At 59.2% G+C, this 21,170-nt stretch carries 24 protein-coding genes; 14 read left to right on the top strand and 10 right to left on the bottom strand.

Annotation, left to right across the window (positions count from 1 at the left end):
• Nucleotides 1–133: 133 nt before the first annotated feature.
• Nucleotides 134–361 (top strand): BrnA antitoxin family protein, encoded by a 228-nt coding sequence (locus AAID99_RS14795; protein ID WP_498494458.1) that lies wholly within the window; start codon nt 134–136, stop codon nt 359–361.
• A 364-nt stretch (nt 362–725) separates the two neighbouring features.
• On the opposite strand, the gene AAID99_RS14790 is transcribed toward AAID99_RS14795, so the two are convergent.
• On the bottom strand, nt 726–1,631 hold the full coding sequence (locus AAID99_RS14790; RefSeq protein WP_498494457.1) for a thioredoxin domain-containing protein: 906 nt from the start codon (nt 1,629–1,631) through the stop codon (nt 726–728).
• A gap of 141 nt (nt 1,632–1,772) precedes the next feature.
• Here AAID99_RS14790 and AAID99_RS14785 point away from each other — a divergent pair, with 141 nt between their 5' ends.
• From AAID99_RS14785 to repC, 8 genes are all read left to right on the top strand, one after another.
• Nucleotides 1,773–2,798 carry a hypothetical protein gene (locus AAID99_RS14785; RefSeq protein ID WP_498494456.1) on the top strand — a complete coding sequence of 342 codons (1,026 nt, stop codon included), beginning with the start codon at nt 1,773–1,775 and terminating at the stop codon, nt 2,796–2,798.
• A gap of 67 nt (nt 2,799–2,865) precedes the next feature.
• Entirely contained in the window at nt 2,866–3,339 is a 474-nt protein-coding gene (locus AAID99_RS14780; protein ID WP_498494455.1) for a hypothetical protein, read from the top strand.
• Nucleotides 3,340–3,401: 62 nt separating this feature from the next.
• Nucleotides 3,402–4,076, top strand: a complete 675-nt coding sequence (locus AAID99_RS14775; protein WP_498494454.1) for a transglycosylase SLT domain-containing protein — start codon at nt 3,402–3,404, stop codon at nt 4,074–4,076.
• Between the two features lie 319 nt (nt 4,077–4,395).
• Nucleotides 4,396–4,737, top strand: a complete 342-nt coding sequence (locus AAID99_RS14770) for a hypothetical protein (protein WP_498494453.1) — start codon at nt 4,396–4,398, stop codon at nt 4,735–4,737.
• An 11-nt stretch (nt 4,738–4,748) separates the two neighbouring features.
• On the top strand, nt 4,749–5,420 hold the full coding sequence (locus AAID99_RS14765) for a hypothetical protein (RefSeq protein ID WP_498494452.1): 672 nt from the start codon (nt 4,749–4,751) through the stop codon (nt 5,418–5,420).
• Between the two features lie 42 nt (nt 5,421–5,462).
• Nucleotides 5,463–5,594 (top strand): hypothetical protein, encoded by a 132-nt coding sequence (locus AAID99_RS14760; protein WP_498494451.1) that lies wholly within the window; start codon nt 5,463–5,465, stop codon nt 5,592–5,594.
• A gap of 688 nt (nt 5,595–6,282) precedes the next feature.
• Nucleotides 6,283–6,582: a DUF2312 domain-containing protein gene (locus tag AAID99_RS14755; protein WP_498494481.1), complete on the top strand. Its 300-nt coding sequence runs from the start codon at nt 6,283–6,285 to the stop codon at nt 6,580–6,582.
• A gap of 413 nt (nt 6,583–6,995) precedes the next feature.
• The gene (gene repC, locus AAID99_RS14750) at nt 6,996–8,336 is read left to right on the top strand and encodes a replication initiation protein RepC (RefSeq protein WP_498494450.1); all 1,341 of its coding nucleotides are present in this window, start codon (nt 6,996–6,998) and stop codon (nt 8,334–8,336) included.
• A gap of 24 nt (nt 8,337–8,360) precedes the next feature.
• Here the strand turns inward: repC and AAID99_RS14745 are convergent, their stop codons facing one another.
• Nucleotides 8,361–8,561 (bottom strand): YlcI/YnfO family protein, encoded by a 201-nt coding sequence (locus tag AAID99_RS14745; RefSeq protein WP_498494449.1) that lies wholly within the window; start codon nt 8,559–8,561, stop codon nt 8,361–8,363.
• A 181-nt stretch (nt 8,562–8,742) separates the two neighbouring features.
• Between AAID99_RS14745 and AAID99_RS14740 the strand changes: the two genes are divergently transcribed.
• Nucleotides 8,743–9,543 carry a hypothetical protein gene (locus AAID99_RS14740; protein WP_498494447.1) on the top strand — a complete coding sequence of 267 codons (801 nt, stop codon included), beginning with the start codon at nt 8,743–8,745 and terminating at the stop codon, nt 9,541–9,543.
• A gap of 16 nt (nt 9,544–9,559) precedes the next feature.
• Here the strand turns inward: AAID99_RS14740 and AAID99_RS14735 are convergent, their stop codons facing one another.
• On the bottom strand, nt 9,560–9,988 hold the full coding sequence (locus AAID99_RS14735; RefSeq protein ID WP_498494446.1) for a ProQ/FINO family protein: 429 nt from the start codon (nt 9,986–9,988) through the stop codon (nt 9,560–9,562).
• Between the two features lie 182 nt (nt 9,989–10,170).
• Between AAID99_RS14735 and AAID99_RS14730 the strand changes: the two genes are divergently transcribed.
• Nucleotides 10,171–11,001, top strand: coding sequence for a complement resistance protein TraT (locus tag AAID99_RS14730; protein ID WP_498494445.1), 831 nt, complete (start codon nt 10,171–10,173; stop codon nt 10,999–11,001).
• Nucleotides 11,002–11,666: 665 nt separating this feature from the next.
• Here AAID99_RS14730 and AAID99_RS14725 read toward each other — a convergent pair.
• From AAID99_RS14725 to AAID99_RS14700, 6 genes are all read right to left on the bottom strand, one after another.
• Nucleotides 11,667–11,960: a hypothetical protein gene (locus AAID99_RS14725; RefSeq protein ID WP_498494444.1), complete on the bottom strand. Its 294-nt coding sequence runs from the start codon at nt 11,958–11,960 to the stop codon at nt 11,667–11,669.
• Nucleotides 11,961–11,972: 12 nt separating this feature from the next.
• On the bottom strand, nt 11,973–15,119 hold the full coding sequence (locus tag AAID99_RS14720) for an error-prone DNA polymerase (protein ID WP_498494443.1): 3,147 nt from the start codon (nt 15,117–15,119) through the stop codon (nt 11,973–11,975).
• The gene (locus AAID99_RS14715) at nt 15,116–15,397 is read right to left on the bottom strand and encodes a hypothetical protein (RefSeq protein WP_498494442.1); all 282 of its coding nucleotides are present in this window, start codon (nt 15,395–15,397) and stop codon (nt 15,116–15,118) included. Before AAID99_RS14715 ends, AAID99_RS14720 begins: the two co-directional genes overlap by 4 nt.
• Nucleotides 15,373–16,881: a Y-family DNA polymerase gene (locus tag AAID99_RS14710; RefSeq protein ID WP_498494440.1), complete on the bottom strand. Its 1,509-nt coding sequence runs from the start codon at nt 16,879–16,881 to the stop codon at nt 15,373–15,375. The genes AAID99_RS14715 and AAID99_RS14710 overlap by 25 nt, the downstream gene beginning before the upstream one ends.
• Nucleotides 16,772–17,557 carry an ImuA family protein gene (locus AAID99_RS14705; protein ID WP_498494438.1) on the bottom strand — a complete coding sequence of 262 codons (786 nt, stop codon included), beginning with the start codon at nt 17,555–17,557 and terminating at the stop codon, nt 16,772–16,774. Before AAID99_RS14705 ends, AAID99_RS14710 begins: the two co-directional genes overlap by 110 nt.
• Before the next feature lie 703 nt (nt 17,558–18,260).
• Nucleotides 18,261–18,584 carry a hypothetical protein gene (locus tag AAID99_RS14700; RefSeq protein WP_498494436.1) on the bottom strand — a complete coding sequence of 108 codons (324 nt, stop codon included), beginning with the start codon at nt 18,582–18,584 and terminating at the stop codon, nt 18,261–18,263.
• 123 nt (nt 18,585–18,707) lie between these two features.
• Between AAID99_RS14700 and AAID99_RS14695 the strand changes: the two genes are divergently transcribed.
• The 3 genes from AAID99_RS14695 (at nt 18,708) to AAID99_RS14685 (ending at nt 19,925) form a co-directional block, all read left to right on the top strand.
• Nucleotides 18,708–19,166, top strand: coding sequence for a DUF6884 domain-containing protein (locus AAID99_RS14695; RefSeq protein WP_498494435.1), 459 nt, complete (start codon nt 18,708–18,710; stop codon nt 19,164–19,166).
• Between the two features lie 64 nt (nt 19,167–19,230).
• Nucleotides 19,231–19,524 carry an antitoxin gene (locus AAID99_RS14690; RefSeq protein WP_498494433.1) on the top strand — a complete coding sequence of 98 codons (294 nt, stop codon included), beginning with the start codon at nt 19,231–19,233 and terminating at the stop codon, nt 19,522–19,524.
• Nucleotides 19,521–19,925 (top strand): type II toxin-antitoxin system VapC family toxin, encoded by a 405-nt coding sequence (locus tag AAID99_RS14685; RefSeq protein WP_498494432.1) that lies wholly within the window; start codon nt 19,521–19,523, stop codon nt 19,923–19,925. Before AAID99_RS14690 ends, AAID99_RS14685 begins: the two co-directional genes overlap by 4 nt.
• A gap of 228 nt (nt 19,926–20,153) precedes the next feature.
• Here the strand turns inward: AAID99_RS14685 and AAID99_RS14680 are convergent, their stop codons facing one another.
• A complete protein-coding gene (locus AAID99_RS14680) occupies nt 20,154–20,963 on the bottom strand; it encodes a hypothetical protein (RefSeq protein ID WP_498494431.1) in 810 nt (269 codons plus the stop codon).
• Between the last annotated feature and the right edge of the window lie 207 nt (nt 20,964–21,170).

Below are 21,170 nucleotides of genomic sequence, written 5' to 3'. Positions count from 1 at the left end.
GAAGGTTCTGTTCTCGAAAAGGAGGGGAGGAGGGGGCTGATGCGCTCAGCCAGTCTAAGGACGAAGCGACGCTAAGAGACGGTACCGTTCGACCCGTATTTCCTCAATCTGGCATTGCCGGTGAAAGACGGCATTGCCTATTGGACGTCCGAGCAGCAAAGAACGAGAACTTCTGGTGTCTTTTCGACTTAATCCGGGTGTCTTGGACAAGTTCCGCAGCACTTGCGCAGGGTGGGAAACGCGGATCGATGACTCGCTCTACAAGGCCCAAGCGGTCGCCTATCTCGGCCAAAGATTCGGCCCGCTGGTCAGAAAAACGCCGAACCCGCCCTCATACCCCCGCGCCCTCCAATTGGTGTAGCTCTGGACAAGACATTGCAGTCCCATCGCGCCACACAGCAAAATCGTCTCCAAACTTGGCAGGCCGATCAACGACCACCGGCCCAGCACGATATGTCCTAGCCACCAGCTCCAAGCACCCATACTCAGCAGCATGAAAACCAGCGCCTGGCGGCGCGTGCTGCGCCGCAGGGGACGCGTTTCCTCCCTCAGGACATCCAAGGTCCTTTCCTGCTCAGGGGCAGATTGGGGCGCTATCCCTGACATCTCCTTCAATAGGCTGCGCGCTCTGCGAAGCGTGTTCAGTGGGCCCAGAAAGGGCGCTGTCATGGGACGCAGCACCATAAATACGACAGTGGCGCGGGCGAAGCCCCACAGACCAGGCTTCACGAGGCGATCGCCTTGAGGAAGGCTTCGAGATCGTCGGACAGACCAGCTTGAGCGTGGGCTCGTCCGTCATGACTGCGCCAGACGAATGTGGGTGTTCCGCCAATTGAAATGGCGTGAGCTGCTGACATGTTCAATGCCAGCTGGGCAGGGGCCGTAGGGTCCGTCTCCGCGTTTTCCGGCAGCTTGCCGTCCTCCATGATCTTACGCCACGCTGTGTCCATTCCTGCGCGGCCAGCTGTAATGAGAGCATTGGCAGCCGGGGTGCTTTGATTTCCATTCTCGTGATCGTTAATCGCAATCGGCACTAAAGCGAGTTGGACGCGGCCCGCATCGACGGCACCTTGCAACGTCTTCATGGCCTGTTGCGAAAACGGACATAGCGGGTCGATGACCATATAGACCCGTGGCGCGCCGTCCCGTCCGACTAGGCCATAATCGGTCGCTTCAAGGCGAGCGACAGGATCGACAGGCGCCGGCTCGGCGGCGCCCACGGCACTCGCCTGATTCGAATTTCGAGGCGGCGTCCATGTGACGGTAGGAATGACGCCGGGAATTTTTTCTACCTGATTGCGGGTCACGTTGCGGCCCGTCTCGTCCCACATCACTCCGCCTATTTCTGCTCTACCGTCGGGAGCGAGATAGAAGACGCGAAACTGCTTGCCGCTTTGGGCAAACACCCCTTGCATGCCGTGTGAAATGCCAAGATCGCGTAGTTGCGCCCCGTGGCTTGCAAGTCTCTGCAAGGCGGGGCTGGACGCGATCGCTTCGGCCGAGAGGATTGGTGGCAACGAGCCTTCCACTGAGGGAAGATGCGCAAGCGACGGGGGCGCCGGGCATTGCTGTGCCAGAGCGGACATAGGCGTGAGCAGCGCGAACACGCTCAGTATTTTCGGGACGTGCATGGGGTGATCCTCCTGGGATCACTATCCTTCATAACGATGTGAGTGCGACAACGCACCGGACGTTCGCACTCACATTGTTCCCTGTCATGATCAAGGGCGCGCAAGGAGCGCAAAAACATGACGGCAGGCGAGGGATATAGGATGGCGCGATTGACCTGGCACGCCGGTGACAGCAGCAACGCCCAACACACGCTATGCTTCCTCTTTCCGGATGGGACGGCATATGTGGGGCAGACGACGGCAAGGGAGCGGTATGAAAAAGCCGTTCGCAGGCGCTTCAAGGCTTACGGCGAACCTGAAGTTTTCCCGCTAGGAGTGTTTGCACCCCAAACCGATATTGTCGATGCCACGCTCACGCTGTGGCGCTACCGCCTGAGCCGGCAGGGGATTGTGCTGAGGCGCTATGAAGATCCTGCCCATACCTATCTCGTCGATATGGGTGCGATCACGCGTGATCTCCGACATTGCGGTGATCGCGCCATTCTTCCGGTTGAGATCTGCGATCGAGCGGCAGCCATTCTAGAGAAGCCACGCCCCGAGCTTCTCGTTTTCTGTGCGGTCTTTACGTCAGGCACTTGCGCATTAGGGATGAGTCTCCTGCGGCCCGACGAGGTGTTCTCCCTCAGCCGCTGGTTCCCGTCCCCGGAAAGCGAACGCTACCCCACAACCAGCCTGCCGCATGAGATATTCTTCATCGAGCGTTATCAGCAGCTTTCTTCTGGCAGCTATCCCTATCTTGCAGCCGAGCACGCCCTCTCAACCTGGCGCGCGGCATTCAGGGTAATTGGCGGGCGACCAATCGATCTGGATCAGCAAAAATGCACAGATCTCTACAGCTCCTTTATCCCGCCAAAGGCGGAATTTCTTGAGTCCCTGTCAGAGCCTCTTTTCGAGGCTATCACCTATGCGACCGAGAACTGGCAGCACATCCCGGCCCCGCAGGCTCTCGACGGGGACGATATGGCAGGATCCCTCCCGCTCGCCGAGTACGCCCCGGGCGACGACGATCTCTATACGGTGCTGCGTGCGATCGAGCGCAATACGCGCGAAACACTACGCCACCTTACCAGATGTCAGGCCGCTCGGCAGCCGAAGCCTTCACGGCGACCCTTGGCCGCGCATCCCCTGATGCGTCCTTTTTCCATCTTTTTTGCGGGGCGATCCTGATGTGCGTCACGCACTCACATCGCGAAGCGCTAAAATCGGATCATCAAGCATTGATGGAGATGACGTGATGATTCGACGCCAACTTGGTCTCGCAGGCGCTGCCCTCGCCACAATGATGGGTGCAGTCGCTCATGCGCAGACTTTCACGCCCGAGCACCTCGACCGCATGGCGCAGGAACGTCAGAAAGAAATCGGGGCGCGCAATTGGGGGGCGCCGCCACCCGTTACACATGAATCTTACGTCAAGCGCTCCCTGCCGGTGTCGGTAGAGTGCCGCAGCCCGAAAAAGGATTTCGAGCCGCTTTTCGCCGAGCCGGACGGAAACTCGGAACGGGTCGGAGTGGCCGCGCCGCAGATCGCCGTCACCTCTGTCGTCTCTCATGGCTGGCGTCAGGTGCTTCGTGTGGGCAAGAGCTTTGCCTGGATTCCAGAGGCGGATGTCGTGCCTTATCAGCCGCTGGTCAAAGGCAACACGACGCGCTGTGTTGTCGCAGGCGAGGCCGCCAATGGCATGGTCCTTTTTGATCATCCTGCAAAGTGACGACCATGGACGGCAGGCATAACGTACTTCGAAACGTCTACCTGATACTCACAGGCGCGTTCGTGCCGTCTGTATGCCTGGCCGTTCCGCCCCAGATCGTGCCGGAAGTGGGAGAGCTTGGCACACCAAGCTTCTCTTTTCCGGGCAGCGCCTCCGCGCAAAGCGCATCGAGCACTGCCTCGACATCCAGCTACAGCGGCGCCTGGGGCACGGGAGACGCCTATAGCACGATGCTTTCGCAAAGCTACGGCGCAGCAGCTGTCGCTGCAGCTCAGGCCCAGGGCATCAATCCGGACACCCTCGCGGCCTTTGGGCAGATCGAGAGCCATTTCTCGAATGTTGGCAACGCGTCATCGAGCGCAAGCGGGGTCTGGCAGGTTACGGACGGTACCTGGAACGAATATGCTTCCAAGCTTGGTCTGTCGGATGCTGATCGCACTGACCCTGCCGTGCAGGCAAAAGTCGCAAGCGCTATTATCGACGACTATGCGAGCTCCATCAGCGCGACGACGGGAGCAGCCGCCACAGGGGCACAGGTGTACGGAGCCTATATGTTTGGCACGAAGGCTGGTGCTGAGATTGCCTCGGCGCCGGACTCTCAGACCCCGTTAAGTCAATTTGTCTCCAGCAGCTCTCTCGCTAAGAACAACATGGTCGGCTGGACCGTCGGGCAATATTACAGCACGGTGACGCAGCGCATGGGTTCTGGTGCCTCAGAGGCGGTCACGAATGGCTAGACCCTCTCTTTCTGGCAAATTGGTTGATCAAGCGCCTCAAGGCCCTGCGGTGGTAACGCCACCAAGCTATCGGTCCTTCGCCGCTGGCAGCGCCGTTTCCTGGCGGTTTGATGTAAAATGTCGTCTGCATCTTGGGGGGGGCGAATTGGCTCGTGATGCGCAGACACGCGCGTCGAAACACAAACAACGGTTAGCGAGCAACCTTGTTCACAGGGCCCCTACAGCGATTCTCGCTGGGAGCGGATTGTGCGTTGCTCTGATCTGCGCCTTTGCAGACGGTTTTCTGACCGCGGATCAGATTCAGCCGCTGTTCTTATGGATGCGCCAGCACCAGCCAATCCCTCTGCGCACGGGATGTCTCTCATATCTGCTCGGTCATTGGCCCGCGCCCCAGTTCCACTGGTCGCCGCCATTTTGGATCGGCATTGGCCTGGTGACGGCACTGGCTGGAAAAGGGGCTCTGCTTCCAGCGCAGCGTGTCGCCCGTCTGGCCGGGAGACACGCTGTGTTGACGCTGCGCCTTCTCGTGCTGGTCGTCGGAATAGCAGGTGGCGTTGCGCTAATTTCGGGCTGCGATGCGACTGCTTTTTCAACGGCACGTCACGCACTCACATCGACAGCACGTACACTCACCTTGCCAGAGAAGGCGCTGGGAAAATGAGGATACGAACGATGACACATGACATATCCGGCTTTAATCAACTCATGATCGGTGCCTTTGTGCTGGCTGTAAGCGCCGCAATAGTAACGCCCACGCACGCGGCGGCGAAGTTTAAGCCCGCGCCCTGCGAAAAAGTGGCGCCGAAAACCACAGGGCCCGCATGGATCCATCTGACGGTGCGGGTCGAGAAAATGGTCTCGCTCCGCAGTGGCGGCCCGAAGAATGCGCCTGTTCAGTTGCCGACGACGGATATCGTCGCATTTGACGGGTATCTGCCGGCGGATGGCTCAGACATTTCCGTCAAAAATGGGCGCGAGACCGCTTATGTGGCAGCAGTGACCCTCTCGAACTACGAAAGAAAACGCTCAAACACCTCCGTCAAGCCGGGATCTGCTTTCACTGGCGTATCCGGGACATTCCACGCACTGCCGGACAAGGATGGCAATATCGTCGTCGCCGGTGATGTTCATCTGGCCGACGATCTCGCAATAGACGGGGAGAAATTAGGTAATCTTTCTCTCGAGGAGCCGCGCTTTAAAGACCTATCCTTTCAGCCTTCCGTTACGGTTGCAGGACTTCACTGTGTGGCTCCTGTGCAAGAGCGGACCGGAAACGTCAGGTCGAATGGCGAGCCCGCGGGGCCGGTGGTCGGCGTCACAATTCTCGCCGAACGTACCCAATAACGCGTCTCAACACTGCACAGCCATAAACCTCAGGGGAAGACCATGATGCTGACGATCATCGCCATGACTGCAGGCCAGACGACGTCCTATCAGAACATCATGTCGAAGAACGAAGACATCCGCCCGGGGCTGGAAGAGCCTGGCGCAAGACGGATGCCCGACATTGGCCGGTGATCAGCCTATAACCGACATAACCGGGGGGCTACGTCGAATTTGCACAACAGGCAACCTTTCCAGGACCGATGCAAAGGACGCGCAGCCGAGCGCCATGTCGTCTAGCCTTGCTGGAGGAACAGATGTCTCAAGATTCATGCGGATGCCAGAACAAGATCAGGTTTGTTTCCCTTACGCGCGCCCATGACGCCGCGCATTCGATGCGAAAGCGGGGCAAGGGCGCAATCGGTGCTTATGCTTGCGACCAGTGCGGGCTCTTTCATGTGGGCACCAGCTCGTCTAATGCCCGCGCCTATGCTCGCGCGCTTCATGGGCGCCCTTCACCTCGACGCGTCCAGATTCAGCCAGGAGGCTTCGACCAGTGAGTAAAGAGACGCCAAACCCGGCAGACGGGAATGGGGTGACACGACGGGGGCCAGTCCGGTGGAATTCGTCAGAGAACCAGGGAAATTCAGGCTGCATCTTCGATCCGCTGAGTGGCTGGAGATCGGACGACTGCTGCCGTGCCGTCCATGAGGCGCTGGCATCGATAACCTTCCGGCGCCTCTACGAGACATTTGAACAGCGCACTTATGCGACCGGCTTGCCGCCTGCAGACACGCTGTAACCTTGACCGATGCGGGAAGACTTCGGGCCAGGCAGCATCGACCTGCATATCCGAACGGAACGGGAAAAATAATTCATGGATATGTCATTCGATATCAACCAAACGGTCGCCAGCCGAGCGCGTCAGGCGACCGACCCTGATTCCAATGTGGGCGGTATTGCCGTTGATCGTCTCCGCAGTGTTATCGAGCGTGTCGAACGGCTCGAGGAGGAGCGCAAGGCTCTGGCAGGAGATATCAAGGATATCTTTGGTGAGGCGAAGTCAGCAGGCTTCGATGTGAAGACGATCAAAGACATTATCAGGCTGCGCAAGAAAGAGCCTAGTGAGATCGAAGAGCAGGAAACTCTGCTCGACATCTATCGCCGCGCGCTCGGAATGTAAGGGTATACCTGTCTTGCAACCCGCCCCTGCTCCCGGAATGCCGTGTAAGTTCCCAAGATCAAACGGAAAGTTTTGTTCCGGCGACGTTTCTGGCTTGTTCGGGCGCGCGATCTGCCGCACGATCCGCCGTTATCGCATGCGCGTCAGAGGGACTCGTGTTGCGAGTCGAATTCGAGGATCACCGATGACTTAACCCCCGAATGCCAAAAACCCCGCCTCCTCCGATTTGGCGATCGGAAGAGCCAGGGCTCTGGAAGATACAGACTTGTTAGTTGGTGGGCGGCATCGAAACTGGCCCCCATCTAGCGATATCCCCGATCGAAACGCAAGCACTAAATTGCGAACGGGAGAGGTTTGTCTCAGTGCCTGGCCTGGAGGTGGTTTTCTCAAACCATCTATCGACTGGACAGACCATGAAGGACTCAACGCAGGACGGGGCAGGGCATGCCGTGCCGTATCGTGCCGGCAGACGGCGGCTTAGCGCCGCCATGCTTGAAGCGCAGGAAGAGTTGACGACAGCACCGGCAGATTACCCGGCTCGACGTGAGATGCTCGGGCTCCTGAAATCCCTGCGGGGCGCGCTGCCTGTGTCGGCTGCAGCAGCAAGCACGCTGATCGTCATGATCGAGCACACCAGGGCGGAAGACTGGACGGCGATGGAAACGCCTTTTGTGTATGCCCATAACGAGACGCTCCTGTCCTGGACCGGCGTATCGCTTGCGACATTGCGGCGTCATATCCGTGAGCTGGCCGAGGCACGGTTTCTCGTGGCCCAGGACGGGCGCAACGGACAGCGTGGCAAGAGGTGGCAAGGCACTGAATCCATGCGTACCGGGTTTAGCCTCGCCTCACTCCGATATCGCTGGGCAGAGCTTGTCGCTCTCAGTCGTGCAGAGACGCGCAGGCGAGAAGAACTCAGCTTTCTGCGACAGGAAATTGCGTCGCTCAATGAGCAGGTGCGTCTTTTGGCCGATGCTCTTGATCAGCCCCAGATCATGGCTAATGCCCGTCGTTTGATGCGTGTCCGGCTGATGACGGGCGAACCGGCAAAACTCCACGCGCTACACAGCGAGATGGCCCAATTGCTTCATGCGCTCCAAGACATCCAGCACAGGCACTCCGAGCCTGTGGATAACGCAGCATCCGGCGTGTCCGTAACATCAAATATGACACCCATGGGTACGCAAAATGAGACCCACTATACAGATACAAAAAACAATCTATCTCTTAAAAAAGTAGTCTCCGTAGCGGCTTGCAGCCGCAATCGCATTGAAACAATGCGGTGTGAGCCGTCAGAGGATCATATCGGAAGTGATCGCCTCGAACGCGAAAGCGCTCTACGAGGATTTAAGGGCACCGCTCAGTTTTATCTGGGGATCTGCTCTGCTCTACGCGAGATATGCCCAAGTGCAAGACCGACGGCCGAGCAGCTGATCGAGGCGGCCGAGTATCTCTCGGGACAGATCGGCGTGTCCTACCATGCCTGGGCACAAGGCTGCACGGTGCTCGGGCGGTTGCAGGCGGCGGTTGCTGTGATCGTCATGGCGTCGCGCCTTGAGAGGCAGGCGGTCATCTATGCGCGTGATGCGTATTTCAGAGCGCTGGTAGAGCGGGGTGCGCAGAATGCGCTCTTCCTGGATCGGAGCCTTTATGCGCTGCGCGATGTTCGAAACCGCGAAGAAGCACTGACTTATCAGGCCCCAGTGGCTCGTCTCGATGCCAGCATCGCATTCGGGCAGCGGATCGGCCGATGACCCAGTTTGCCGAAACGCTCAACGTCAATCAGATGAAATGTCTGAAGGCTCTTCCGGGGACGTCGCGTCGCCGAGTGCTTCCCGGCGTAGCAGTTCCTTCTCGATCGCTTCGCGCACGAAATCGGTGCGGTCTTCCCTTTCTCGCAACACCCTTGCGATGCGCGAGAAGGTGCCATTCGGAAAGCGGGCTTGCATGTTTTCAGCCCAGAGCGGTGGTCGTCCCATTTGACAAGCTTAGAGCATCTCGGAGAGCGGACCAAGATATTTCTCATATCACTTATTGACGAGTATAACTGATATGAGTTATAGAAAGTCATATCAGATATCCGGGAGACGCGGCGACCGCAAGGACACGCTGGCCGAAAAGGTTTTCTGAAAGATTAACGCTTTTGGCGAGGAACGCCTCATGTCTCATCGCGCTGCTCTTTTTACGCTTCTTGCGTCTACTCTCACGCTCACAGCCTGTGGCAGCTCGCAGCCTGCACCGGAACCTGTTCTGCTTTCTCAATTCAATGCGAACACCGATCGTTTCGGCGTAGTGAGCACTGTGGGACGCGCAGACGGGACCACCATCAATGATGGTCGCCCTTGCGATATCTACAAGCTTTTCACCACAGGTCTCACTGCTGGAGGCCGTGCTGCCGTCAAATTCGGAGAGGTTCTCCTGGGCGTGGGCACCCTCGGCCTAAGCACAATACCTCAATCAGTGATTGAAGCCGGCACTCACCCGCAGCAGCATACTGTCCTGTTCTGCTACGGTCCGGACAATAAATTAGTCGATCTCTACGACACAGACCCTACGAGCACCCATCATCAACGACATACCGTTCTCAATAAGGAATTTTTCGAGCATCCGACCGCGCTTGCAACACCAGCAGCTGTCGTTGCAGGGGGTACAACGTTACTGCCTCAGACAGCGACACCTTATTCTTCAGTTGCCAACGGTGTCGTGTCCGATGCTCCCATCATCGCAGCGCCTGGTGCCGAGGTGATTCACGAGCGGGCTGTGGCGCCGCTTCCTCCTGCGGAATCAGGCACGATCAGCCTCGATACCGTATCCCGCGAAGCGACAGATGGCAGAAAGACCATCTCGACAGGCAAAACGGCCATCTCGGCAGAGGCGTCTTCTGACGATCTGAACGATATCAGTGCGACCAAGGCCGCTACGGCCAATGCCGTTCTGAAAACGGGTCAGACCCGTCGCTGATCATGAACTCAATGGGTCATGCGGGCAGGTTGAGTTTGAGAACAGGACGCTTTGCAGGCATCTCGGGCTGGGCTTCCGGCTCGGGCGGTTTACTCGCCAGCTCACGGGCTTTCTTCCGCTCTTCACGGACTTTACGCCGTTTCTTCTCGATCCCGTCCAGGGCGCGCTGCGCGTTTTGCATTTCCTCTGCCGTGGGGGGAACGGTCTCGCTTCCATCGCTATTGCGGCGCACGGCCCCGGAAAGGACGACCTGGTGATAAAGCTCGCTTGTCGCAATCCATCTGAGGACGGCCGATGTGCGCTCAGGAGAACACCCCTCAGGAAGGTTTTCCATGACCTGCTGCTTGATGCCGAAAGCCCACGGGTTCGAGCCCTCGAACATGGCAGGAAATGCCGAAGCCAGGCGGTCGCGTTCTTCAAAGAGGTCTGGGGGAAAAAAGGACATGCGCTCTCAATACCTGATTTGCCCATGAGTTGCATCTGATCCGTGCTCAGGGAGCACAAACAATACCGTCACTGATCTTTCACGAGTGGAACGCACTAAATCTGCATTCCGCATGTGTAACGTCTTCGCTAAACGTGTTACAAAACATTGCGGTGTATTCTCGCACTGCTTCAGGAGTTACGATGAAATCCTTCTTCCTTCCGCGCATCATCGGTGCCTCTGCCTTCCTCTTGGCTTTGACAGCGTGCAGTGGCCTCGATGCCGTCTCCAATCACGGACAACTCGACGTGCATACGCATATGTCGGAAACCGTGTTCCTCGATCCGGTCCCGCAGAACCAGAAGACGGTCTATCTCGGTATCCGCAACACGTCCGATTACCCTGAGCTGGATATCCGCAGCGCACTCGCTTCTGCCCTGCAGCAGCGCGGCTACACGATCATGCCCGATGCCATGGGTGCTCATTACCTTCTGCAGGCCAATGTTCTTCAGGCCGGAAAGCTGACCAAGGAACAGTCCTCGGCGCTGCTTTCGTCGAATTACGGTCAGCCTCTGCAGTCGCTCGCGATCGGTGCGGCCTCGGGCGGTCTGGTCGGCGGTCTCACCGGCAATGCCGGCGCAGGGCTGGGTGTAGGGCTTGGCCTTGCCGCAGCATCAGCGCTTGTGAACTACGCCTATCAGGACGTGACCTATGCGATCACGGTCGACATCCAGCTTTCGGAACGCCCGGTGAACGGGGGCAAGGTGCGTCAGCACACGCATACGCATCACGGCTCGGGAAGCTCGCGCCTGTCGGGCGGTGTAACGGATTCCACTGCGCAGACCTATGGCGCAGCATCGTCGGGTGACAGCAACGCGAATGTGCGTGTCCAGGACATCGACGAAAGCTCTGATTTCAAGAAATATACGCTTCGTGACGTGGCTTACGCGGACAAGGTCAATCTCAAGCTCGAAGAAGCGATGCCGGTTCTGACACAGCGCCTTACTGTATCGTTCGCCAATCTCTTTGAGTGAGACCCCTCGATCGCATTGGCAATTGGGGAAGATTGATACTCTAGAGGGAAGTGGGGTTCGCAATTTGCGAACCCCATAATTAATCGGATTGGAATAGCAATGCGTTGCCTGAATATCGCGTTCATTATCGGTGCCTTTCTGGGGACAACGGCACACGCCGCACCTAGAAAGGATTACTCGGCCACATTGACGACATCATTCGGCGAGAAGAGATTTATTATCGCGACGAGTAGTCAGCAACAAATAGAGATCGATGCGTCCTTTCCTATGATCGGAGCTTCGGCAATGGGGGTTGGCATTGTGAACGGAGGCCCCGTTGTCGCAACAACGGGGACGTCATCCCAAGGGAATCCAGCTCTAAACGGCGGCTATAGCCAGTCGTGGTGGGCAGAAAGAGATTCTCGGGGCGTGTCAGTGTCTTATTGCCTTCGATTACAATCATTCGAAACGTGTTCGGTAATACCCGTTCATAAGACCGGCACTACCAAAGCCAAACTCTTTGACACTGATGGTCGTTTGGTCGCCGATCTTAATATTACCGCGCCGGCAGCTCTAGACCCCAGACCTGAGTGATTGTTAGCCGCTCTAAGCACAGGTAGCGGGTGCGAAGGTAAGAGGTGGCCTCTGGGGCGCCGCTGCGAGACCCCAAAAGCGTTAGTTGGGGATCATGCGGCTATTTCCGGCACGTCGCCAATTTCCCCAAGGAACTCCGGCTCGCTGTAATCGCCCGCCTCGGGGTCGGCCGTAACGCATACGAGATGCGCGCCGGCGAACATCGTACTGCCTGCGCCGATGCGGTCGAGGAGCTGAAGCCCATGCGCCGGGTCGCGACAGGCGGTCGCAGGAGCAGCTTCAAGCGTGACCGCGCCCTCTTTGGAAGTGCGCCACAGATAGGGCTGCAGGATAATCTTCGTCTGGGGGCCGCTCTCATAGGCGGGCTCGCGGTTCTTTTTTGCCATGATTCCTCTCTCCTATCGAAAATTACGAGCTTTGACGGGCTCGGACCCTTTCAGGAGATCCGTCCTGTCTTCAGGCTCGCGCATGATGACGTGAATGACCTCGCCCTCCTTCTGCAGCGTGCCATGGCACACCATGAGATGGGCCGAGATCAACGGCCGCCGCCAGGTCTCACGAACGGACTTCCAGACGATCAGATTGGCGATCCCCGTCTCATCCTCGAGCGTGATGAACATGGTGCCATGTGCCGTGCCGGGGCGCTGTCGCATCAGCACGAGCCCCGCAATCGAGATCCGCGCCCCATCCCGCAAACCAGCCAGATCTCCGCAGCGCTTCATGCCCTCGCGGTCGAAATGCGGACGCAGGAACGAGACCGGATGCGCCTCGAGGCTCAGACCCGTCATGCGGTAATCCTCATGCACCGCGTCACGCGCCGGCAGGGCAGGAAGGGTCACATCGGGCTCGATCACCTCTGGCTCGATGAAATTGCGTCCTCGATCGGCCGCCGCAAAAAGCGGGAGCGGTGCCGTATCGAGACCTTTGACCGCCCAGAGTGCGGCGCGGCGATCGAGACCGAATGACGCGAAGGCATTGGCATTGCTCAACGCCTCGAGTGCCTGCAGCGGGATATCGCCGCGACGCCACACATCGTCGATGCTCTCGTAAAGCGGCATGCGTGCCGCGATCAGCGCAGCCGCATCCTTGTTTGCCAGACCCCGCACCAGGCGCAGCCCGAGGCGCAATGCAAATCCCCTGCTTTTGTTGGAGGCGGGTTTTGCCGATCTTTCAAGTGTGCAGTCCCAGCGCGACGCATTGACGCAAATAGGGCGGATCTCGACGCCATGGGCTCGTGCGTCCTGAACGATCTGGGCTGGCGCATAAAAGCCCATGGGCTGGGAATTGAGCAGGGCAGCGCCGAACACGTCCGGGTAGTGGCATTTCATCCAGGACGAGGCATAGGCGATGAGCGCAAAGCTCGCCGCATGGCTTTCTGGAAAGCCATAGGACCCAAAACCTTCCAGGCGGGAGAAGGTCTCTTCTGCGAACGCGGCCGTATAGCCTTCGCGCTGCATGCCGGCGATGAGCTTGTCGCGAAAGGGAGAAACACCGCCTGTCATCTTGAACGTTGCCATGGCGCGTCTGAGCTGGTCGGCCTCGCCCGGCGTGAAGCCTGCGCAATGGATGGCCACCTGCATCGCCTGCTCCTGAAAGAGCGGCACGCCAAGGGTTTTGCCGAGAATGTTCTCGAGTGTGGCTGTCGGGTAGGTCACGGGCTCGATCTTTGCGCGTCGGCGCAGATAGGGATGAACCATATCCCCCTGGATGGGGCCGGGGCGCACGATCGCGACCTGTATGACCAGATCATAGAAGGTTGTCGGCTTCATGCGTGGTAGCATGGCCATCTGGGCGCGGCTCTCGATCTGGAATGTGCCAAGCGTGTCGGCGCGCTGGATCATCCTGTAAGTCTCGGGATCCTCGGCCGGTACCGAGGCCAGATCCATGCTCAGGCGATAATGCTCGCCCATGAGCTCGAAGCCGCGTTGCAGACAGCCCAGCATGCCCAGGCCCAGCACATCGACCTTCATGAAGCACAGCGCGTCGATATCATCCTTGTCCCAGGTGATGATCTGCCGTCCTTCCATCGCGGCCGGCTGCAAGGGCACGAGCTCGTCCAGGCGATCCTGGGTGAGGACGAAACCGCCGGGATGGGTGCCCAGCTGACGCGGAAAGCCGAGAAGCTGGCGCGCCATGTGCAGCGTGAGCGCGAGACGCCGGTCCTTCGGATTGAGGCCGGCTTCTATCAGACGCTCGCGGCAGATCTGCGGGTCATCCAGACAGGACGCGATATGGCGCGAAAGCTGTCCGGTCACGTCATCGGGCAGGCCGAGCACCTTGCCGACTTCACGCAGGGCGCCCTTGGGCTGAAAGCGCTGGACCGTTGCGCAAAGAGCCGCCCGATGACGGCCGTAATGGCTGTAGATCCACTGGATGATCTCTTCGCGGCGATCGCTCTCGAAATCGACATCGATATCGGGCGGTTCCTTGCGATCCTCGGAGACGAACCGTTCGAAAAGCAGGCCTGAGCGGACGGGATCGATGCTGGTGATCCGCAGCACATAGCAGATCGCCGAATTGGCGGCCGAGCCACGGCCCTGACAGGCAATGCCCAGCGAGCGGGCGTGCTGGACGATCGTGTTCACCGTCAGGAAATAGGGCGCATAGCCGAGCCGCTCGATCAGGGTCAGCTCATGTCTGATCTGCTCACGGACCGTCTCCGGTGTGCCGGCCGGATAGCGTCGGGGCAGGGCGCCTTGCACCAGACGCGCGAGGGTCTCCTGAGGGCTTTCCCCCTCGATCGTCGCCTCACTCGGATACTGGTAGCGCAGATCGTCCAGCGAGAAGCGGCACAGATCGGCGATGCGGCTCTGGTTTGTCAGGGCCTCGGGGAAGGCAGCGAACAGAGAGCGTTGTTCGTCAGGGCCGCGCAGGACGAGATCCGGACAGGCCATGCGCTCAGGGCCAAGCGCATCGAGGGTGGTGTTCGTGTGAATGGCAGTCAGCACATCGAGCAGGAGATGACGCTTCGGATCGTGCAGCCGGACATCGCCGGTCATGACGGTCGCGATCCCCGTTTGCACCCCCAAGGCCTGTAAGCCATGCAGCCAGCGCCAGGCATAGGGCTCGCGCCGATAGACGAGACCGAGATAGCGCCTGTTGCGATCGGGCGAGATGGCGCAGAGTGCTTCGATCTGCAGGCGCGTCGTCTCGATCGCGATCCCGGGCTGCAGGATCAGGACCAGGTGATCGGCCGCCTGTTTCAGATCCGACCAGTCGAGCGCGAAGACCCCGCGTTCTCCCCGGTGATGGCCGAGTGTGAGCAGCTTGCACAGCCAGCCCCAGCCGGTGCGGTCGATCGGATAGGCAAGCAGGACGCTGCCATCCGACAGGGTAAGGCGTGTTCCCGGTATCAGCCGGATTCCGACTTCTTTCGCTGCTCGATGCGCACGAACCACACCCGATATGCCGTGCCAGTCGGCAAGACCGATCGTCTCGAAGCCGAGATGCGCGGCCTGGCCAATCAGTTCCTCGGGCAGGCTTGCGCCCTGCAGGAAGGAGAAGGCCGAGAGCGTCCCCAGCTCGATGATCGGGGTTTGGGTCATGACCGGTCCTTGTCCTCGATCCGTCGATGCGGATGAGGGTGCCGGCTGCTATCGGGCGCACCCGGCGCGGGGCGACGCATGAGCACGAAGCCGCAGCGCAGCAGATGCGCGACCAGGCGCTCGGCGACCAGACGGGCCATGAATTCATCGGCGTCATGGACACGTCGCCTGCCGTCATAGCGCAGCCCATGCTGCAGGGCGTCGGCCAGCTCCTCGGGGCGGGCGTTCAGCAGGGGATCGGTGGGCTGGGTCATCAGAACAGTCCCTGCAGATGCCACTGGCCCGAACCGGTCCAGTCATGGACACCATCTCCCAGACGATAGAGCCACAGGCGCTGTCCTTTCTCCGTCTCGATCGTCCAGTAATCGCGCACAATCCCGAACGCAGCCGGATCCTGCCACCAGGCGCCGGCAATCCGCTCCGGCCCCTCGGCACAGACGATACGATGCAGCATACGGCCGAGCCGGAACTGACGTGGCGCTCCATCAGGGAGAAGGGCTGTTACCTCGATCGGGATGGCGCGATCGAGCAGGACGACCGGGCGGGGAGCAGTCTCCGGGTGGCACTCCCGTTCGACCGGTCCATGCAGGCTAAGATGGCGTGCCTCTTCTGGCCAGGCGGCATCGATCCGATGCAACCGTGCGAGGGAGATCAGCCCCGGCGCATTGGCCAGACGATCGAGCAGCGTTGCCGGCCAGGTGCTGTGCGTTTCGCCATAGCCGGGCAGGGCGGTCTCGTGCTGTCGGATCGGCGCAGATTGCACGATGACGAGCTGCACCGCCTCGATGCCAAATCCCGGCTCGATCTGCGGGATCTGGTCGCAGAGAAGGCGGATCAGACGGGTGGGATCGCAGGTGGCGTCGGACGTGCCCACACGCACCGCCTGGATCGTGTTATCGACACGCGTACAGAGGAAATCGACGAGCCTTGCGCCTTCCCCGCGCTCAAGGAGTTGCGCACAGATCCCGGGCACGAGGGCTTCGATTACGGTCGCAATCGCTTCTGCCGTGCCGATCGGCTCGAACAGGGAGCGGGCGCATTGCACACCGATACGTTCCTGCACGAATGACAGGGGCATGGGACGCAGGCCGGCAGCTTGATCGAGGCAATCGAGAAAGGCGCTCCCGAAGCGCTTGGCCAGGGGGGCGCGTGGCAGATCGAAACAGGCCCCGATTGTCTCCAGACCGAGGCGTCTGAGGCGCAATGCCAGAGCCTCGTCGATCGGCAGGGATGTGCAGGGCAGGGCGCGCAGGGCTGCCTTATGAGCACCGGGGGCAATAATTGCCGTCTGTCCCGAACGGGCAATTGCGCGAGAGGCGGCTGAGCTATCGCTGATGCAGGCAAACGCGTTGTGTCCAAAATTGCGCAAATCGGCGCAAAGCCGCTCGAGAAAGGCAGTTTCACCCCCAAACAGATGGGTGCAGCCTGACAGATCGGCAAAAAGCCCATCCGGTGCGTCGGCGGCCACAAGCGGTGACATCCATAGGCCCCAGGCAGTCAGGCAGGCGAGCGCCTCGCGGTCCTTTTCCCGGTCATGCTCGATAACGAGCAGGTCCGGATCGAGCGCCCTTGCATGGGCGAGCGTCATGCCGGTCCCGATCCCTGCGCGGCAGGCGGATGCATCAACTGCCGTCACAACACGCCTGTTACCCTCAGTGGCGTGCAGCACCAGCTTGCGCGAGGCCGGATAAAGCGCGCTGCTCTCGCGGCGCAGCTGCTCGGTCGAGAAGAAGGGCATCCAGAGAGCGAGGAAGCGGCTCATGGTCGTGACAATCGAGGATCCAGCGTTTGGGCAAGCCCGCACGCAGTTTCAGGAGGTCGGCCGAAAGACGGCGCGGGCCGGGGAGAGGGAGCGCGAGACCGGGCAGAGGCAGCGGGCGCGACATCTGGGCGGTGATCTGCCATCTGGTGGCGCAGGCACAGGCTTCGTGAGCAGCTATTGCTTCTGTCTTGCTCTGGCGCAGGATGAGTCCGGTAGCCCCTGTCGCTTCAGCGGCCAGGTTGAGCCGGCGCGCCTCTGTTAGGGTAAGCGCACGATCGGTCTCGACAACCAGGATCATGGGCTCTGCGTGACGCAGGATATCCTCGGCGACCGGCAGAAGCCGATCCGCCACGAGTTCAAGGCAGAAGAGGTGTTGCCGTGCGATGCCGCGTGTATCCAGCCCTGCCCCAAAAAGCTGGGACGGGCGTGTCGAAAGCCAGAAAACCGGACGGTCGCTGCGCGCCAGGCAGGGCAGGAGGAAGGCGAGCGTGCTGCCGCGCTCGAGCGAAGAAGCAATCAGAAATTCATGCAGCGCGCCTGCCGCCAGACCGCCATTGAGATGGTGATCGATCGGGTCACAGCCTGTCTTCAGGCGGAGATTGGCGTGGTCTGTATGGTCGCGTCGCTCGATCCGTCGGATGCGCGCGCGCAGGGTGTCGAGTGCGGTGTTGTCCATGTGCTCCTCCCTTCGGGAAAGAACATAAGGAGAACAAGCAGGGCAAAAGCAAGTGAAATTTGGTGACGGGGAGTCTGTCCTGTGGATTTGTGGAGTGCCGCCAGGGCGGACACGTGCGCCCTATGGACAGGCTTCCACCCTGCCCACAGCGCGCCCGACACACCACAACCCCACAGGATCATGAGCAAGAGACTTTTCTCTTTTCTGTTTTTTGGAAAAGGAAATGAGCGGCTGCATCGAAGGGAGGCTCCCAACGGTATATCGGGCTTGATACACTGTATCGATCAGTTAATGATGGCGCCGATGCAGGCAGGTTTCCCAGCTCTTTCCCTGTCCTGCAGCCTATACTATGGCGTTATCGCTTGTCCGAGCACCCAGGGATAAAGAAGTGCGACACCTTACGAGCCATTCTTAGCCCTCTGCATCGTGGATCACTCGACGGTCTGTCTCATCAGCGCTCTCGCCTTCCGTCATTTATTTGCGTCCAACATCGCCTGTGCCTTGCGCTGATCCAGCGTGCCGATCGATCCGCCGACTAATTGGATGGCCAGAGCGCCAGAAACGAGCCGCAACAATCGGCCTTGGTCATCGCCTCGCTGGATATAGCCTAGTGCTTCGGCACCTCGGGGCGTCGTCCAGGTACACAGTTCCAGCGTACGAGGCGCCGGAACCAGGAGAGTTATGCGGGATCTGTGTTTGCTCATCACCAAACATCTTTACGAGAGACTGCAAAAATATAATCATCTTCGCGCATATGCATGGCCTCTATAAATAATTCCACGTCTCCATTCTCCAGCAAGCCCACCGTGTCGCACGATTGTGCATCGGCCTCGGTGATCTCTGGCGAAACCCCAGCGATAAGCGAGGCTGCCAGGCTGTGGTGCCCGTCGATGAGTATCCGGTAGGTTCCGCCGTCATACGCGAACTCTGGCGAGACTGTGATCGTGAAATCAGCCGCAGCGAGTTTCTCGCTGACGATTTCGTCGTCAAGGAAGTGCTGGCTGGTGATGATATTATCGAGGTTCATCGCATTGTCCTAACCCCTGATCCGGCGAGGTGCCCGTCTTCTAAGATTTTATATCATATGTTTATTCAATAGTAAGAGCTAGATTATTTCTCAGCGTTTTCTTTTTAATGTATTGGGTTTGGCATGAGATCTAGAAAATTCTGCAAAGAAAACGATAGTATCTACCTCGTCGCCTGTACCAAAAAAAAGCATTCGGTAGCTAGCGAGGCCGCAGAACTCTATCAGGCCTCCGCTTGGTTCAGGTTGGCACGGTCTTATGTCGAAGCACAGGGCCTGCCCTGGTATATTCTTTCCGATATGCATGGTCTTGTGGCTCCAGACACTGTGCTCGACCCGTATGAGCTTTCCATGCGTGGAATGAGTTTGTCCCATCGCAGGCTCTGGGGCGAGAGGGTTGTCACCGCGCTCGATGCTCTCGGTTACGACGATGCGACACCGGTCCATGTTCTGGCTGGCAAGCTCTATCGTGACCCTCTTGCAGATTGGTTGGGCAGCAGGGCCATCATTCCGATGAAGAATATGCGGATAGGACAGCAGATGCGTTGGTTGAGCGAGCAGACGCTCCGCTTGAGACAGGCGTGACGAGATCCTGCGTCATCTTCAGTCGATACGAATTTATTGATATATATCTCGATATATACTATCTATGGTTCATACCATCAGTGATATCGAGGGTGTCATGCCGCAAGTCGCTAAAATCTTTACAAACGGTCGAAGCCAGGCGGTACGCCTTCCGGCGTCGTTTCGGTTCGAAGGTACCGAGGTCTATATTCGCAGGGACGAAGCAACCGGCGACGTGATCCTGTCCCGGCGTCCGGAGGGTTGGGACAGTTTGTTGGCGGCCATCAAGGATGGTGGTGTGCCCGACGACTTTCTCAGTGCTGAGGACAGATCTCAAAGCGAGCAGGACCGGGATCCTTTTGCGGGGATCGCGCTGTGAGCGCAAAACGCTGGATGCTCGACACCAACACGGTCAGTCACCTGGTCAAAGGTCATCCCGGCGTCCTGGACCAGCTGGCGCAGAAAACGCCTTCTGACGTCGTCATTTCAGTTATTACGGAAGGCGAGCTGCGTTTCGGGCTGGCCAAGCGACCTGAGGCTACCCGTTTGAAGACGATCATCGGTGAGCTCTTCCAACGGGTGACGGTTTTGCCGTGGCAGTCTTCAACTGCGCAGACTTACGGCGACCTCAGGGCCAGACTGGAAAAGGGGGGCAAGGTCGTTGGTTCGCTCGATCTTCTGATAGCGGCTCACGCACTGGACGTCGGCGCGATCCTTGTGAGCAACGATGCTGGCTTCAACAAGATCAGCGATCTTCCTCTCGAGGACTGGATTTCGTGAATTATGGTGAGGCCCAGTAACTGGCACCTTGTTTGACGTTGTCAGCAAAGTACATGGCTCTCTGGTGTTGGATGAGGATCAGAAAGAAGCCGCCGCTAAGGTCGTCAGAGCGTGGGAGACCGTTGATCGCGCAACGATCATCAATGCATGCGGTACAGGAAAAACAATTGTCGGCCTTTTCGTGCCAATGAATGGTGCAGGCCAGCTCACGCGAAAATCGGAGGGCGCTCAGCCTTCGGAGGAACCATCCACCTTCGCCTTATCGGGTATCACACCAAGCCGACGGCTAGTTTGCCGAACGGCACGGTCTGCCGCGGCCATGGCTGCTTCAAGGTCGGTATAGTCGGGGTTCCATTGACGCAGACGAAATGGGATCGTGCCTTCCGCCTCGGGCTCATCAGGATATGTATCCTCTGTTTGCACTGAGCGGTTCGCCCTTGTCTTAGCACGGCGCGGGAGAGCGACCTCCTCAGCAAGTGGGGCCAGATGTTTGAGGCCGAAGAGCCGACGGGCGCTGCGATGGGTGACTTCAACCACGACGCCGAGCTCAACGAATTGAGCCAGGAGAGCCAAGGCGTTTTTAGGAGCCATGGATAAATGGTTGGCGAGCGTGCTCGCGGAGATGAGGGGAGATGCCGCGAGCAGATCCAGTGCCGCTAAAGCCCGTGAGTTGCGTCTTCGCCCTTCGCCCACAATCTGTCGCGCCTGTAGCCATAGCCGCTCGAGCTGACGGAGCTGCAGGAGCACCCCATCAGCTTCCTGCGCGAGCGCATCCAGGAAGAGCGGCGCCCATTCGTCATACTGCCACGGTGTCCCCGCACGCAGGGCCGAGGCACCGGAGAGCGGTACCGGAAAAGGCAGAAGGGTCGCTCTTAGGCGCCGTGTGATCGCTGCCCGCATCGGCGCTCGACCGCGACCCGCACCTAGCCAGCTGTGCATGCCTTGGGTGATGCCGAGAAGCGTAGCCGTGCCTTGAGAGGCTTGGAGGATCTCGCTCGTCGCCTCCTGAATCTCTCCCTCCTGCTCTTCGCTTGGCATTACGAGCCATTGGTAGTGCGTAAGAGCGTAGCGGGCAGCGTCGAAGATCCCACCCCGGTCCTCTCCATGAAGGCGTAGGGGGAGGTTCTCGATAAGCGCTGCAAGGTGCCATGGGTCAATCAGGTGTCCGTCTACCGCTGCTTGGCAGCGCACCGCATCAAGTCGGGCCCTGTGAAGCACTGCATGCGCGAGAGGATGGCCAAAGAA

This window comes from Asaia sp. Ae19-3 (genome assembly GCF_059801175.1).
Note: the sequence above shows the minus strand (reverse complement) of the source record. Positions and strands in the feature narration are given on the sequence as shown.

Coding starts and splice junctions, on each gene's coding strand:
- AAID99_RS14705 (WP_498494438.1), bottom strand. CDS start 17,557: ATGGACAACACCGCACTCGACACCCTGCGCGCGCGCATCCGACGGATC.
- AAID99_RS14755 (WP_498494481.1), top strand. CDS start 6,283: ATGTCATTCGATATCAACCAAACGGTCGCCAGCCGAGCGCGTCAGGCG.
- AAID99_RS14740 (WP_498494447.1), top strand. CDS start 8,743: ATGTCTCATCGCGCTGCTCTTTTTACGCTTCTTGCGTCTACTCTCACG.
- AAID99_RS14765 (WP_498494452.1), top strand. CDS start 4,749: ATGACACATGACATATCCGGCTTTAATCAACTCATGATCGGTGCCTTT.
- AAID99_RS14690 (WP_498494433.1), top strand. CDS start 19,231: ATGGTTCATACCATCAGTGATATCGAGGGTGTCATGCCGCAAGTCGCT.
- AAID99_RS14710 (WP_498494440.1), bottom strand. CDS start 16,881: ATGAGCCGCTTCCTCGCTCTCTGGATGCCCTTCTTCTCGACCGAGCAG.
- AAID99_RS14680 (WP_498494431.1), bottom strand. CDS start 20,963: ATGCCAAGCGAAGAGCAGGAGGGAGAGATTCAGGAGGCGACGAGCGAG.
- repC (WP_498494450.1), top strand. CDS start 6,996: ATGAAGGACTCAACGCAGGACGGGGCAGGGCATGCCGTGCCGTATCGT.
- AAID99_RS14760 (WP_498494451.1), top strand. CDS start 5,463: ATGATGCTGACGATCATCGCCATGACTGCAGGCCAGACGACGTCCTAT.
- AAID99_RS14720 (WP_498494443.1), bottom strand. CDS start 15,119: ATGACCCAAACCCCGATCATCGAGCTGGGGACGCTCTCGGCCTTCTCC.
- AAID99_RS14745 (WP_498494449.1), bottom strand. CDS start 8,561: ATGGGACGACCACCGCTCTGGGCTGAAAACATGCAAGCCCGCTTTCCG.
- AAID99_RS14780 (WP_498494455.1), top strand. CDS start 2,866: ATGATTCGACGCCAACTTGGTCTCGCAGGCGCTGCCCTCGCCACAATG.
- AAID99_RS14790 (WP_498494457.1), bottom strand. CDS start 1,631: ATGCACGTCCCGAAAATACTGAGCGTGTTCGCGCTGCTCACGCCTATG.
- AAID99_RS14735 (WP_498494446.1), bottom strand. CDS start 9,988: ATGTCCTTTTTTCCCCCAGACCTCTTTGAAGAACGCGACCGCCTGGCT.
- AAID99_RS14785 (WP_498494456.1), top strand. CDS start 1,773: ATGGCGCGATTGACCTGGCACGCCGGTGACAGCAGCAACGCCCAACAC.
- AAID99_RS14730 (WP_498494445.1), top strand. CDS start 10,171: ATGAAATCCTTCTTCCTTCCGCGCATCATCGGTGCCTCTGCCTTCCTC.
- AAID99_RS14770 (WP_498494453.1), top strand. CDS start 4,396: ATGCGCCAGCACCAGCCAATCCCTCTGCGCACGGGATGTCTCTCATAT.
- AAID99_RS14725 (WP_498494444.1), bottom strand. CDS start 11,960: ATGGCAAAAAAGAACCGCGAGCCCGCCTATGAGAGCGGCCCCCAGACG.
- AAID99_RS14695 (WP_498494435.1), top strand. CDS start 18,708: ATGAGATCTAGAAAATTCTGCAAAGAAAACGATAGTATCTACCTCGTC.
- AAID99_RS14700 (WP_498494436.1), bottom strand. CDS start 18,584: ATGAACCTCGATAATATCATCACCAGCCAGCACTTCCTTGACGACGAA.